The organism is Bacillus paralicheniformis (assembly GCF_002993925.1).
GTDB classification, from domain to species: domain Bacteria; phylum Bacillota; class Bacilli; order Bacillales; family Bacillaceae; genus Bacillus; species Bacillus paralicheniformis.
Map to the genome: position 1 here is coordinate 857,641 of NZ_CP023665.1, position 13,544 is coordinate 871,184.

The following is a 13,544-nucleotide window of genomic DNA, read 5'->3' on the forward strand; positions in this document are numbered from 1 at the left end:
ATTTCAAACAAACCGGTGTTTTGTACACCATGTTGACATATCAGGAAAGGAATACTAATATTTTATTGTAATGTTAACTTAAATTATTTATAGGTTAACATATGAGTACGGTGTTTAGAGGGGGGATGAAAGCATGAAGGGAGAAGCGTATTACAGTGTGAGAATGAGAGCCTCCGAGAACGGTCCCCATGAAGAGGGGGGAAAACACATATCCGGAGGAGAGCGGCTTGCGCCTTTCATCGGTGTAAAGGATGCCGTCAGCGATTTATTGGAAAAAGCATTGTCTCATTCGCGGGGCAAGCCGGACTTTATGCAAATTCGCTTCGATCTTGTAAATGAACCGATAAAGTTTGTCCAGCCTCTGCGCATTGAAACGAATGAAACAAAATCAGCGGAAGAAGGACAAGCGCTTGCCCGTGAGCTGATCAGCCGCGCCGGCGTACCGAAAAACGCGGTAGACAAAGCGTTTCAAGGCATTGCCGAATACTCGGACGTAAGGGGCGCCGTTTTGTTTGACATTCATTCAGGCCGGAGGATTGACGGAAGAAAACAAAAAGGAGTGCGCGTCTCACGGCTCGATTGGCCGAAAGCCGATTTTCAAATGTGGGCGGCTTTGTGCGGAATGCCGCCGAATCCGCGGTTGAAAGAGGCGCTTGCCATCGCTTCTAAGGTATGTGAGCATCCGGCTGTCGTCGCCGAATTATGCTGGTCAGATGACCCTGATTACATAACGGGCTATGTTGCCGCTAAAAAGCTGGGTTATCAGCGGATAACAAGGATGAAAGAGCATGGAGACGAGAGCGGCTGCCGGATTTTTTTTGTTGATGGATTAACAGATATCAAGAGCTGTATAGACGGCTTGGAAAAACAGCCTGTATTCATTCGGTCGGGAGGTAAAACATGAATCAATCATTCGTTGAAAAAAGCAAAAAATATCTTTGGCTGCCTTTTACCCAAATGAAAGACTATGACGAAAACCCGCTGATCATCGAAAGCGGGGAGGGCATCAAACTGAAAGATATCGACGGCAGGGAGTACTATGACGGATTTTCTTCAGTATGGCTCAATGTCCACGGCCATCGCAAGAAGGAACTGGATGAAGCCATCAATAAACAGCTCGGCAAAATCGCTCATTCGACATTGCTGGGGATGACAAATGTTCCGGCGACAGAGCTTGCCGAGGTGTTAATCAAGATCACGCCGGAAAAGCTGACGCGTGTTTTTTATTCGGACAGCGGCGCTGCAGCAATGGAAATCGCGCTGAAAATGGCCTTTCAATATTGGAAAAACATCGGCAAGCCGGAGAAACAAAAATTCATTTCGATGAAAAACGGCTATCACGGCGATACGATCGGCGCTGTCAGCGTCGGTGCGATCGAGCTCTTCCACCATGTATACGGGCCGCTTATGTTTGAAAGCTTTAAGGTAAATGTTCCTTACGTATACCGCTCGAAAAGCGGCAACCCGGACGAGTGCCGCGATGAATGCCTCGCAGAACTCGAACGGCTCCTGAGCGAGCGGCACGGTGAGATCGCCGCGCTGTCGGTCGAATCGATGGTCCAAGGGGCATCGGGGATGATCGTGATGCCTGAAGGATATTTGGCAGGCGTCCGGGAGCTTTGTACGAAATATGATGTTTTAATGATTGTCGATGAAGTGGCGACAGGATTCGGCCGAACCGGGAAAATGTTTGCCTGTGAGCATGAATGTGTTCAGCCTGACTTGATGGCGGCTGGTAAGGCCATTACCGGAGGCTATTTGCCGATCGCCGTAACGTTTGCGACAGAGGAAATTTATCAGGCATTTTATGATGACTATGACAAACTGAAAACGTTTTTCCACGGCCATTCGTACACGGGGAACCAGCTTGGCTGCGCCGTTGCGCTGGAAAATTTGCGCCTGTTCGAATCGGAAAAAATCGTCGCTCAAGTTGCGGAAAAGTCGAAAATAGTGGAATCGCTTTTTCATGATCTGGCAGCGCTCCCTCATGTCGGCGACATCCGCCAGCTCGGTTTAATGAGCGGGATCGAACTCGTTCAGTCGAAAGAAACGAGGCAGCCTTATCCGCCTGAAGAGCGAATCGGATACCGGGTGTCTTTGAAAATGAGGGAGCTTGGCATGCTGACGAGGCCGCTCGGGGATGTTATCGCATTTCTTCCTCCGCTCGCCAGCACCGCCGATGACCTGCGCGCCATGGTGTCCATTATGAAAGAAGCGATTCAAGAGGTTACAGGCTGTGCACATTGACGAATGGCTCAGCAGTCGGCTCGCTAGGACGAAGGCAGCCGGGCTTTACCGCTCGCTTAAACCGCCTCAAGCTGTCGCGGAAGCGAAACGTACGAATTGGGCGTCAAACGATTATTTGAGCCTGGCGAACGACAAACGGCTGGTTCACGCCGCAGAAACGGCGCTTCGCCGCTTTGGAGCCGGGAGCACAGGGTCAAGGCTGACGTCCGGCAATACCGAATGGCATGAAAAACTTGAGCGGAAAATCGCCGGTTTTAAGCAGACAGAAGCCGCTCTCTTGTTTTCAAGCGGATATTTGGCCAATATCGGCGTGCTTTCGTCTTTGCCTGAAAAAGGAGACGTCATATTGAGCGATCAATTGAACCATGCGAGCATCATCGACGGCTGCCGCCTTTCAAAAGCTGATACGGTTGTTTACCGCCACACGGATATGAATGATCTTGAAGAAAAACTCCGCACCGCACAGAGCCGTGCTCGCCGCTTTATTGTGACAGACGGCGTGTTCAGCATGGACGGCACAATTGCGCCGCTTGACGAAATCATGCTCCTTGCCAAGCGGTACCGGGCCTTTGTTGTCGTTGATGATGCCCACGCAACAGGGGTTTTGGGAGATGCCGGCAGGGGAACGGGCGAGTATTTCGGCGTCTCCCCAGATGTTGTGATCGGCACGTTAAGTAAAGCTGTAGGCGCGGAAGGCGGCTTCGTCGCGGGCTCTAAAGCATTGATCGATTTTTTGCTGAATCATGCGAGAACGTTTATCTTTCAAACGGCTGTCCCGCCCGCAAGCTGTGCGGCGGCATGCAGAGCTTTAGACATCATTAAAGACAGCCGGAATAAACGCCGGCTTTTGCAATCATCGGTGACCACGATCAAACGGGGTCTCGAGGATATCGGGTTTACGGTCAAGGGAGAAGATACGCCGATCATACCCGTTATGATCGGAGACCCTCAAAAAGCCGTTCGATTTGCAAACGGCCTCAAGGAGAAAGGGATTGAGGCCCCGGCCATCCGCCCGCCGACTGTTGCGGAAGGAGAGAGCCGGATCAGGCTGACCGTCACCGCAGATCGCAAGTTAAGAGATATTGAAGCTCTATTAGAGGGGTTTAAATTAGTGGGAAGAGAGTTGAACTTGGTGAAATGAAGGGTTTTTTTATAACGGGAACTGATACGGGAGTAGGGAAGACGTTTATCGCTTGCGGCCTTGCCGCTTTGTTGAAAGAGCAGCATGTTGATGTCGGCGTGTTCAAGCCGTTTTTGAGTGGAGAGCTTAGCAGCGATCCGCAGAGTGATACAGCACTTTTGAAGAACAGCTCTGAAACATCTCTCGCTGATGAGGAGATCACACCTTTCGTGTTTAAAGAGCCGCTTGCACCTTACACAGCAGGGAAGCTCGAAGGGAGGACCGTCGGGCTGGAAGATGCCGTGAACCATTGGAAAAAGATTAAGGATCGGCACGATTGCTTCATTGTTGAAGGGGCAGGCGGGATTGCGGTGCCGCTCGGAGAGGATTATTTCGTCAGCGACTTGATCAAAGCGCTCGATTTGCCGGCTGTCATTGTGGCCCGTCCCAATCTTGGAACGATCAACCATACGTATTTAACCGTCCAATACGCGAAACAAATGGGGATACGCGTGATCGGCATCGTGATCAACGGCATCAGCAGCCGGCCCGGACTTGACGAACAGACGAATCCGGACATGATTGAAAGATTTTGCGGTGTGCCGCTCCTCGGCGTTACGCCGAAGCTTGAAGACGTTTCACCAACACAAATTCACCACATGATCAAGGAGCATGTCGATGTTTCCTTGATTATGAATCAAATGCAAATGGGGGCAGAAACATGAATCAGTGGATGGAACTTGCAGAACGGGTGCTGGATGGCGGAGAAGTAACTGAAAAAGAGGCGCTTTCCATCTTGGAATGCTCGGATGACGACGTTCTCCTGCTTATGCATGCTGCATTTCAAATCAGAAAACGCTACTTTGGAAAAAAAGTAAAGCTCAATATGATTATGAATGCAAAATCCGGACTTTGTCCGGAAAACTGCGGCTACTGCTCGCAGTCTTCGATATCAAAAGCGCCGATCGACAGCTACAGGATGGTCGACAAAACGACCCTGCTTGAAGGTGCAAAGCGTGCGCACGATTTAAATATCGGAACGTATTGCATCGTGGCGAGCGGCAGAGGCCCGTCCAACAGAGATGTCGATCAAGTGGTCGGCGCCGTTAAAGAAATTAAAGAAACGTACGGCTTAAAAGTCTGTGCATGCCTCGGACTGCTAAAGCCCGAACAGGCCGAGCGGCTGAAGGAAGCCGGAGTGGACCGGTACAATCACAACATCAATACATCAAAAAGCAATCATTCAAACATTACGACGTCCCACACGTATGATGACAGAGTAAACACTGTGGAAACAGCCAAAAAATCCGGAATGTCCCCATGCTCGGGCGTCATTGTCGGGATGAAAGAGACGAAGCAGGATGTCGTCGATATGGCGAATAGCTTAAAGGCGCTTGATGCAGACTCAATTCCGGTTAATTTTTTGCATTCGATCGATGGAACTCCGCTGGAAGGGGTCAATGAATTAAATCCGCTTTATTGTTTAAAGGTTTTGGCTTTGTTCCGCTTTATCAACCCGACAAAGGAAATCCGTATTTCAGGGGGGCGCGAAGTCAACCTCCGCTCCTTGCAGCCGCTGGGGCTGTATGCCGCCAATTCGATCTTCGTCGGAGACTATTTAACAACGGCAGGGCAGAATGAAACAGAGGACCATAAGATGCTCCATGATTTAGGATTTGAAGTCGAATCGGTGGAAGAAATGAAAGCCAGTTTACAGCGGTAACACGGGGGAGATATAGCATGACGACAGAACTGCACGAGGCAGGGCCGCGTCTGAAATCGGATTCGGATTTTTGGAGAGATCCATATCTGTTTTACGATAAACTGCGGTCCGTTCATCCTGTATATAAAGGAACCGTTTTAAAGCATCCGGGATGGTATGTCACCGGATATGAAGAAGCGGCGGCGATTTTGAGGGACGCGGCATTTAAAAACCGCGTTCCTCTCCCTGAAGCCTCTACAAAATATGAACAACTTCACGAATTGCAGCGGAATATGATGCTGTTTCAAAATGAGTCCGGCCATAAGCGGATGCGGACGATTGTCGGCAAAGAATTCATGCCGCAGAAGACGGCATCTTTCCGTCCTGTTATAGAAGAAATCGTCCATGAATTGCTCGATCAGCTTGAAAACAAGAAGACGGCGGACATGGTATCCGAATTCGCCTTTCCTTTGGCAAGCCTTATCATTGCCGACATGCTCGGCGTCCCCGCAGAGGAGAGATATCAATTCAGGCAATGGACGGCGGATCTCATTCGAACGATCGATTTGACCCGCACACGAAAGGTGCTGGCAAAAGGCGGGGATACCGTTGCCAAGCTGACGGCGTATTTTAAAGATTTGATTGAAAAGCGAAAAGCTCATCCTTCTCAAGACCTGATCAGCACATTCGCCGGTCATGAGCAGCTCGCCGAAGATGAAGTGCTTGCGACGTGCATTCTGCTTGTGATTGCCGGGCACGAGACGACGGTCAACCTTTTGACGAACGGATTGTTTTTGCTCATGAACCATCCCGGCCAGCTCAGCGCGCTGAAAGAAAATCCGCTGCTGATTGAGTCAGCCGTTGAAGAATGCCTGCGCTATGAAAGTCCGACACAGCTGACAGCGCGCACCGCGTCAGAGGACTGTGAAATCAACGGGAAGATCATCGAAAAAGGAGAGCGCATATACATCCTTTTAGGCGCCGCCAACCGCGATCCGAAGATATTTCAAAATCCGCATGTATTTGACATCACGAGAAAACCGAATCCGCACCTTGCCTTTGGAGCCGGTGCACACGTATGTTTAGGCTCGGCATTGGCGCGGCTCGAAGCGCAAATTGCCATTCCCGCATTGTTGGAGCGGCTGCCTAAGTTGAAGCTTGCTTCAACAGACATTCCATTTCGCAGGTTAATCGGCTTTAGATCGCTGGCCGAGCTGCCTGTCATCCTCAATTAAAGACAAAAAAGGGCTGGCTTACAGGTGCCGGCCCTTTTTAATCTTTCTTTTCATTTTGCGTGATATAGGTTTCCAGAAGCGTTTTTAATTCTTTAACCTCCGCGCGCAGTTCTTTGATTTCTTTTGTATCCTCTTTCAGCTCGCCTGTCTCATCTTCTATTTCCTGAGAAATTTTTTGTGCATTATTCACGATTTCCCCGACGATCAAGTTGATCATAATGAAAGTCGCAATGATGATAAATGAAACGAAATAGAGCCATGACCAGCCGCTCTCGGCAAAAATCGGCCTGAATATGCCGCTTGCCCACGATTCGAGCGTAAAGGTTTGGAACAGTGTCAGAAGGCTGAGCTGCAGGTTGCCGAAGTATTCCGGCGCGATAGCAGAAAAGAACATCGTACCGATGACGGCGTACACATAAAAAATGATGCTCATCAGAATAATGACGCTGCTGATAGTCGGAATCGCCATAAACAGCGCATTGACGATCCGTCTTAATGAGGGAACGGAAGTGATCGTCCGCAGCACCCGCAGCACCCGGAAGATACGGAGAACGCTGACGAAATTCGTATTGTAAAGAATCAAACTGCCGGCGACGATTACGAAGTCAAAAACGTTCCAGTTGTTTTTAAAAAAGTGCTGTTTTTGAACGAATAGTTTAAGAGATAGTTCGATGACAAATATCGTTAAAAACAAACAATCCACAATAAAAAATACTTTTTGATAAGGTTTAAAGAAAGCGTAAGTTTCCAAACCGATCGAGATGGCATTCAACACAATGACCGTCGTTATGAATGACTGAAACAGCCGGCTTTCAATCAATGCCGAAACTTTACTTTGAACTGAAAATCGATTTTGATGAGTGTTCACTCTGATTATTTGTCCTCCTGTTTAGTTGTCCATTTCTATGATACGTTACAGCAGCAGGATGATGTCAAGTCAGTTCTTTTTTTTGTATCGAAAAAAACTTAACGTTTACGTAAAAGTATAATAGTAGTATAATAGAAAAGAAGAAAAATCTCGGGGGGATATGGACGTGGAGTGGATGAAGATTGATCAAATGGCCAAGCGAAGCGGCCTGACGAAAAGAACGATCCGCTTTTACGAAGAAATCGGTCTGCTTTCTTCACCGAAGCGGACGGAAGGCGGTGTCCGTCTTTACTCTGAAGACGATCTTGAAGAGCTTGAAAGAGTGATCAGCGCGAAGGAAGTGCTGGGATTCTCGCTGCAGGAGCTCCAGCAGTTCATGGAAACGGGCAAGCACTTGGAGATGAATAAAGAAGGATACCTTTTATCGCTGGACAAACGGGAACGAAAAGAAAAGCTCGAAGACATTCAGAGGATGCTGAATGAACAGATGAGAATGATTGATGAAAAGATTGAAAAATTTCAATCATTCAAGAAGCGCTTGGAGGCTATGCAGGCAAAAGCCGAGAATGCGCTTGAATCAATTGATTAAACAAGAAAAACGCTATTTTTATAGCGTTTCTTTATTTGCAAAGAAAGGTTTGATAGATCATGAATGAACAACCACCTGAGAACTCAAGTATGTTTAAACAGCCAAAAGCGGTCTGGGCCGTGGCCTTTGCTTGCGTGATCTCGTTTATGGGGATCGGGCTTGTCGATCCGATTCTGCCGGCGATTGCGCGGCAGCTGCATGCTTCCCCCAGCCAAGTTTCGCTTTTATTTACAAGCTATCTGCTAGTCACAGGTTTCGCCATGCTTTTATCAGGCGCCGTATCGAGCCGGATTGGGGCAAAGCTGACGTTAATCAGCGGCTTGATCCTGATCATCGTTTTTGCAGGCTTGGGCGGGCTTTCGCATTCCATTTCTCAGCTCGTCGGCTTTCGCGGCGGCTGGGGACTCGGAAACGCCATGTTTATCTCAACTGCGCTTGCCGTCATTGTCAGCGTGGCATCTGGCGGAAGCGCAAAAGCCATTATTTTGTATGAGGCGGCTTTGGGATTGGGCATTTCGGTTGGACCGCTTGCCGGTGGAGAGCTTGGCACAATATCGTGGAGAGCGCCGTTTTTCGGCGTATCGGTTTTAATGGCGGCCGCTCTTTTGGCCATCTTTTTTCTTTTGCCGCCTGTCCAAAAGCCGCGGAAGAAAATTTCTGTCAGCGCGCCGATCAAAGCGCTTCGTTATAAAGGGCTATTGACGCTTTCAGGCGCCGCATTCTTATATAACTTCGGTTTCTTCACCCTGCTTGCATATTCGCCGTTTGTTCTTGACTTAAATGAACGGGGCCTCGGCTACGTCTTTTTCGGCTGGGGGCTGTTTCTTGCGATCACTTCCGTTTTCATCGCTCCGGCCGTACAGCGGATCTTTGGAACCGTCCGCTCACTGATCTTTCTGTTTATGCTGTTTGCAGCTGATTTGCTCGCGATCGGGATTTGGACGGAGCACATGGCGCTCGTCATCGGGGCGATCATCATAGCCGGAGGGATTCTGGGCATGATCAATACGATTTTGACAACAGCGGTGATGGAAGCTGCGCCTGTCGAACGGTCTGTCGCTTCATCTGCCTACAGCTCCATCCGGTTCATCGGCGGGGCCATTGCGCCTTGGATCGCCGGTGTGTTAGCCGATCATTTTACTGCGCATACTCCCTATTTTGCAGGATGCATCGCCGTGCTTGCCGGCATGGCCGTTTTGACTGGAGGCCGCCGTTATTTGGCAGGCATCAAAGCCGGTCATTAATGAAAAAAGCTTGTTTCCCTAAAAGGAAACAAGCTTTTTTTTTATAAAACTTTCGTTGTCCATGACTCGCAATTCCATGTTTCTGTCGCGATGTCCATATAGAATTCAGGTTCGTGAGAGATGAGCAGGACGGAGCCTTTATATTCTTTCAAAGCTCTTTTTAATTCTTCTTTTGCTTCAACATCAAGGTGGTTTGTCGGTTCATCGAGTACAAGCAGGTTCGTTTCCGAATTGATAAGCTTGCATAGTCTGACTTTTGCTTTTTCCCCGCCGCTTAATACGGATACCCTGCTTTCGATATGCTTTGTCGTCAGTCCGCACTTCGCCAGAGCCGCGCGGATTTCGTACTGTGTAAAGGACGGAAAGTCGTTCCACACTTCTTCTATGCATGTGTTGTTGTTGGTCTCTTTGACTTCCTGCTCGAAATAGCCGATATGAAGGAGTTCGCCGCGTTCGACTTCTCCCGACAGCGGTGAAATTTCACCCAGAAGGCTTTTCAGCAATGTCGTTTTTCCGATGCCGTTGGCTCCGTACAGAGCGATCTTTTGGCCCCGCTCCATTCTCAAGTTCAGCGGACGGGACAGCGGCTCATCATAGCCGATGACGAGCTCTTTCGTTTCAAAAATCAGCTTTCCGGATGTTCTTGCTTGTTTAAAATGAAATTCAGGCTTCGGTTTTTCCGAAGGGAGCTCGATCATATCCATTTTATCGAGCTTTTTTTGCCGGGACATCGCCATATTTCTTGTGCTGACGCGCGCTTTGTTGCGGGCGACGAAATCTTTCAGCTCCGAAATCTCCTGCTGCTGTTTCTTGTAGGCTGCTTCAAGCTGCTGTTTTTTCACTTCGTATACTTCGCGGAATTGGTTGTAGTCGCCGACATAGCGGGTCAGCTCCTGGTTTTCCACATGGTAGATCAAATTAATGACGCTGTTTAAAAACGGAATGTCGTGAGAAATCAAAATAAAGGCGTTCTCGTACTCCTGCAAATAGCGTTTCAGCCATTCGATATGCTGTTCGTCCAGGTAGTTTGTCGGCTCATCGAGCAGCAGGATGTCGGGCTTTTCCAAGAGCAGTTTAGCAAGCAGCACCTTTGTCCGCTGGCCGCCGCTCAAATCCGCGACATCCCTGTCAAGGCCGAGATCGTTAAGCCCGAGGCCGCGGGCGATTTCTTCGACTTTTGCGTCAATCGCGTAAAAGTCGTTGTTGGTCAGGGCGTCCTGGATCGTTCCGACTTCTTCGAGAAGCTTTTCAAGCTCATCGGGGTCAGCCTCGCCCATTTTTGTGTAGATGGCATTCATTTCTTCTTCCATCGCAAATAAATAATGGAAAGCGTTTCTCAGCACGTCGCGGATTGTTTGTCCGCGCTCAAGTGATGTATGCTGGTCCAGATAGCCGACCCGGACCTTTTTGGACCATTCCACTTTTCCTTCGTCAGGCTCAAGTTTGCCTGTAATGATATTCATGAAGGTCGATTTTCCCTCGCCGTTTGCTCCGATGAGACCGACATGTTCGCCTTTCAGCAAGCGAAAGGATATATCATGAAAGATCGCCCGGTCGCCAAAACCGTGGCTCAGCTTTGTGACTGTAAGTAAACTCATGTTTTGCACCTCAAAAAATATAATCTGTATTCTATAAGATTATATCGAACTCAGAGGGAACAATAAAAGAAAAATTGCGCAGCCGCTTTTGTTTTGAGATACTAGGAGCAGAATCAACCTGATAAAAGGAGAAAAACATGACAGAAAGATGGCCATTTTTAAATAAAGCAAAACCGTTTATTCAAGAAAACTGGAAGGCATCGGGCTTTCAAGAGCCGACGAGTGTCCAAAAAAATGCAGTCGATCTGATTTTGGACGGGCGTGACGTGATCGCCGAGTCGCCGACTGGAACGGGCAAAACGCTCGCTTACGTCCTGCCGATTCTGGAAAAGCTGGAGGCGGATCAAAAGAACGTGCAAGCTGTGATTTTGGCTCCGTCCCGCGAGCTTGTCATGCAGATTTTTGATGTGATCGTCGAATGGAAAAAAGGCTCGGATATCAGAGCCGCTTCCCTGATCGGCGGCGCCAATGTTAAAAAGCAGCAGGAAAAGCTGAAAAAACACCCGCACATCATTGCGGGCACACCTGGACGCGTATTTGAGCTGATTAAAATGAAAAAACTGAAAATGCATGAAGTGAAGACGATCGTCCTTGACGAAACCGATCATCTGCTTACGCCGGAGCATCGCGGGACGATACAAAGCATCATCAAATCGACGCTCCGCGACAGGCAGCTCCTCTGTTTTTCGGCGACTTTAAAAGACGACGCCGAACGCGAGCTCCGCAGCATGACGACAGAAGCGGAAGTTCTCAGGATCAAGAGGTCGAAAGAAGAATCTGCAAAAATCAAACACCAATTTCTCGTATGCGACCAGCGGGATAAGGTGAAGATCCTGCAAAAATTCTCGCGGCTTCCAGGTATGCAGGCGCTCGTCTTTGTCAAAGACATCGGCAACTTAAACGTGTATGCCGAAAAGCTCAAATTTCATCATGTCGACATCGGCGTTCTTCACAGCGAGGCGAAAAAAATCGAGCGCGCCAAAATATTGCAGGCATTTGAAGCAGGCGAATTCACACTGCTTCTCGCGACCGATATCGCAGCGCGCGGAATCGACATCGAAGATCTCCCTTATGTCATCCACGCCGATTTGCCAAACATTGAAGGCTATATCCACCGATCGGGAAGGACGGGAAGAGCGGGGAATGAAGGAACCGTGATCAGCCTTGTCAACCGCATTGAAGAGGAAAGGCTGAAAAAGCTGGCGAAGAAGCTTGAAATCCCGCTTCAGCGGATCGTGTATGAAAGAGGACGGATTATTGAAAGATAAGAAAGAGGCCTGCTGCCGGCAGGCCTCTTTTTTATATGAATGCTCAGGCATTGTCGGAATCGGCGACTTTGATCAGCTGTTTGCCGAGGTTTTTTCCTTCAAACAAGCCTAAAAATGCCTCAGGTATCCGCTCGAAACCTTCTGTTATCGTTTCCTCATATTGAAGCTGCCCGCTTTTTACCCATTCGGCGAGCTGTTTGGTTCCTTCAGGAAAGCGGTCCCTGTAATCGTTGACGACAAATCCTTTCATCAGGGCGCTTGTTTTAATTAAGGCTGTTTGTACACGCGGCCCCATATCATCTTCTGCGCTTTTGACGTTATAAGAAGAAATCGCCCCGCAAACCGGAATTCGTGCAAACTTATTGAGCAGGGGGAAGACAGCATCTGAAATCGTGCCTCCGACGTTGTCAAAGTAAACATCGACACCGTCCGGACAAGCTTGTTCAAGCGCTGAGGCCATATTTTCCGTTGTTTTATAATTGATTGCTTCATCAAAACCGAGCTTTTCTTTTAAGTATGCCGTTTTTTCGTCAGAGCCTGCAATACCGACGACTCTCGCCCCTTTGATTTTGGCAATTTGTCCGACGGCGGAGCCGACTGCTCCGGCGGCACCGGAGACAACAACCGTTTCACCGGCTTTTGGCTGTCCGATGTCCAAAAGTCCGAAATAAGCCGTCAAACCGGTCATGCCGAGAATCCCAAGAAAAGCGGTAACAGGCGCGAGGGACGGATCGATTTTCTGCAGATTGTCTTCGCGAACCGCTGAATACTCCTGCCAGCCCAAGCGGCCCAAAACAATGTCCCCTTTTTTGAGCTTGTCTCCTTTTGCAGATATCACTTCGCCGATCACGCCTCCGGTGATTACTTTATCAAGCGGAAATGGCTCGACATAGGATTTCGTGTCCTGCATTCTTCCCCTCATATAAGGGTCCACTGAGACATAAAGCGTTTTTACAAGCACTTCACCGTTTTTTGCTTCCGGAATTTCCGTTTCTTTTATGCGAAAATCGCCCATAACAGGTATGCCCTGCGGACGTCTTGCGAGTTCAATTTGTTTTTGCGACATAATGATTCCTCCTTTTACTTATAACTTACCACGTAAAAAAGAGGTTTAGCAAAAGATCAGCGGGTTGCATGAAAGGTTTTTTTCAGCACAGAATCGGGCAGAAAAAGATGAAAAACATCAGCATTTCTTTCATTTAAAAGATATTGATTGGCATTTTCTCTCGAAAATTGAAACATGTCTTTTGTGATAAAAGGAAGCAATGACAGGAGATATGAAGAGAGGAGGTCTTCGGTGCTGCTTGCCGTTCTCCTTTCTTCCGGATCGCCGATGTTCATGATGATTGAAAAGACGTAATCGATATTGATGCCGAATCGTCTGGCGGCAAAAGATTCAAATCGATGAGTATCAACTTCTTGATGACCTTCCCTTGAAAAAATCTGCTTGACCAAATCGCTAATGATCCATGCGTTATATTGCTGTTCCGGTGAAAAATAATACACGCTTCAATCACCCCATCTCAAAGCCTTGTCTATTTGTAATGTACCTGAATTGGCAATCCTTTCAAACGTTTTGTCTGAAAATTTATAACAATTGTAACATTGAAATGAAAATGTCATGACAGAGCATTCATCCGTTTAGCCGCGTAAACAAAGGGTAAGTGTTAAAT

The 13,544-nt window shown here is 48.3% G+C and carries 13 protein-coding genes; 9 read left to right on the forward strand and 4 right to left on the reverse strand.

The genetic code is table 11. The features are described 5' to 3' along the window. Positions 1 to 133 precede the first annotated feature (133 nt). The 6 genes from bioW to CP943_RS04365 are packed head-to-tail and all read left to right on the forward strand — an operon-like array spanning position 134 to position 6,304. The gene (bioW, locus tag CP943_RS04340) at positions 134 to 904 is read left to right on the forward strand and encodes a 6-carboxyhexanoate--CoA ligase (RefSeq protein ID WP_105980800.1); all 771 of its coding nucleotides are present in this window, start codon (positions 134 to 136) and stop codon (positions 902 to 904) included. Then, positions 901 to 2,247, forward strand: coding sequence for an adenosylmethionine--8-amino-7-oxononanoate transaminase (gene bioA, locus CP943_RS04345; protein WP_095292914.1), 1,347 nt, complete (start codon positions 901 to 903; stop codon positions 2,245 to 2,247). The genes bioW and bioA overlap by 4 nt, the downstream gene beginning before the upstream one ends. Further along, the gene (gene bioF, locus CP943_RS04350) at positions 2,237 to 3,388 is read left to right on the forward strand and encodes an 8-amino-7-oxononanoate synthase (protein WP_095292912.1); all 1,152 of its coding nucleotides are present in this window, start codon (positions 2,237 to 2,239) and stop codon (positions 3,386 to 3,388) included. The genes bioA and bioF overlap by 11 nt, the downstream gene beginning before the upstream one ends. Beyond that, positions 3,385 to 4,092, forward strand: a complete 708-nt coding sequence (gene bioD / locus CP943_RS04355) for a dethiobiotin synthase (protein WP_105980801.1) — start codon at positions 3,385 to 3,387, stop codon at positions 4,090 to 4,092. The genes bioF and bioD overlap by 4 nt, the downstream gene beginning before the upstream one ends. Beyond that, entirely contained in the window at positions 4,089 to 5,090 is a 1,002-nt protein-coding gene (gene bioB, locus CP943_RS04360) for a biotin synthase BioB (protein ID WP_105980802.1), read from the forward strand. The genes bioD and bioB overlap by 4 nt, the downstream gene beginning before the upstream one ends. 17 nt (positions 5,091 to 5,107) lie before the next feature. Beyond that, positions 5,108 to 6,304, forward strand: coding sequence for a cytochrome P450 (locus CP943_RS04365; RefSeq protein WP_105980803.1), 1,197 nt, complete (start codon positions 5,108 to 5,110; stop codon positions 6,302 to 6,304). Positions 6,305 to 6,341: 37 nt separating this feature from the next. On the opposite strand, the gene CP943_RS04370 is transcribed toward CP943_RS04365, so the two are convergent. Next, entirely contained in the window at positions 6,342 to 7,172 is an 831-nt protein-coding gene (locus CP943_RS04370; protein WP_035336980.1) for an ion transporter, read from the reverse strand. A 166-nt stretch (positions 7,173 to 7,338) separates the two neighbouring features. On the opposite strand from CP943_RS04370, the gene CP943_RS04375 reads away from it, so the two are divergent. Both CP943_RS04375 and CP943_RS04380 read left to right on the forward strand, forming a co-directional pair. After that, positions 7,339 to 7,761 carry a MerR family transcriptional regulator gene (locus tag CP943_RS04375; RefSeq protein WP_035336978.1) on the forward strand — a complete coding sequence of 141 codons (423 nt, stop codon included), beginning with the start codon at positions 7,339 to 7,341 and terminating at the stop codon, positions 7,759 to 7,761. Between the two features lie 59 nt (positions 7,762 to 7,820). Further along, positions 7,821 to 9,005: an MFS transporter gene (locus CP943_RS04380; RefSeq protein WP_020450519.1), complete on the forward strand. Its 1,185-nt coding sequence runs from the start codon at positions 7,821 to 7,823 to the stop codon at positions 9,003 to 9,005. A gap of 41 nt (positions 9,006 to 9,046) precedes the next feature. Here CP943_RS04380 and CP943_RS04385 read toward each other — a convergent pair whose 3' ends face one another. Next, complete coding sequence (locus tag CP943_RS04385; RefSeq protein ID WP_095292902.1) at positions 9,047 to 10,603, reverse strand: ABC-F family ATP-binding cassette domain-containing protein; 1,557 nt, start codon at positions 10,601 to 10,603, stop codon at positions 9,047 to 9,049. 137 nt (positions 10,604 to 10,740) lie between these two features. On the opposite strand from CP943_RS04385, the gene CP943_RS04390 reads away from it, so the two are divergent. Further along, positions 10,741 to 11,871 carry a DEAD/DEAH box helicase gene (locus CP943_RS04390; protein ID WP_039073284.1) on the forward strand — a complete coding sequence of 377 codons (1,131 nt, stop codon included), beginning with the start codon at positions 10,741 to 10,743 and terminating at the stop codon, positions 11,869 to 11,871. A 43-nt stretch (positions 11,872 to 11,914) separates the two neighbouring features. On the opposite strand, the gene CP943_RS04395 is transcribed toward CP943_RS04390, so the two are convergent. Both CP943_RS04395 and CP943_RS04400 read right to left on the reverse strand, forming a co-directional pair. Further along, entirely contained in the window at positions 11,915 to 12,943 is a 1,029-nt protein-coding gene (locus tag CP943_RS04395) for an NADP-dependent oxidoreductase (RefSeq protein ID WP_105980804.1), read from the reverse strand. Positions 12,944 to 12,993: 50 nt separating this feature from the next. Further along, positions 12,994 to 13,377 carry a YfmB family protein gene (locus CP943_RS04400; protein ID WP_020450523.1) on the reverse strand — a complete coding sequence of 128 codons (384 nt, stop codon included), beginning with the start codon at positions 13,375 to 13,377 and terminating at the stop codon, positions 12,994 to 12,996. Positions 13,378 to 13,544 lie beyond the last annotated feature (167 nt).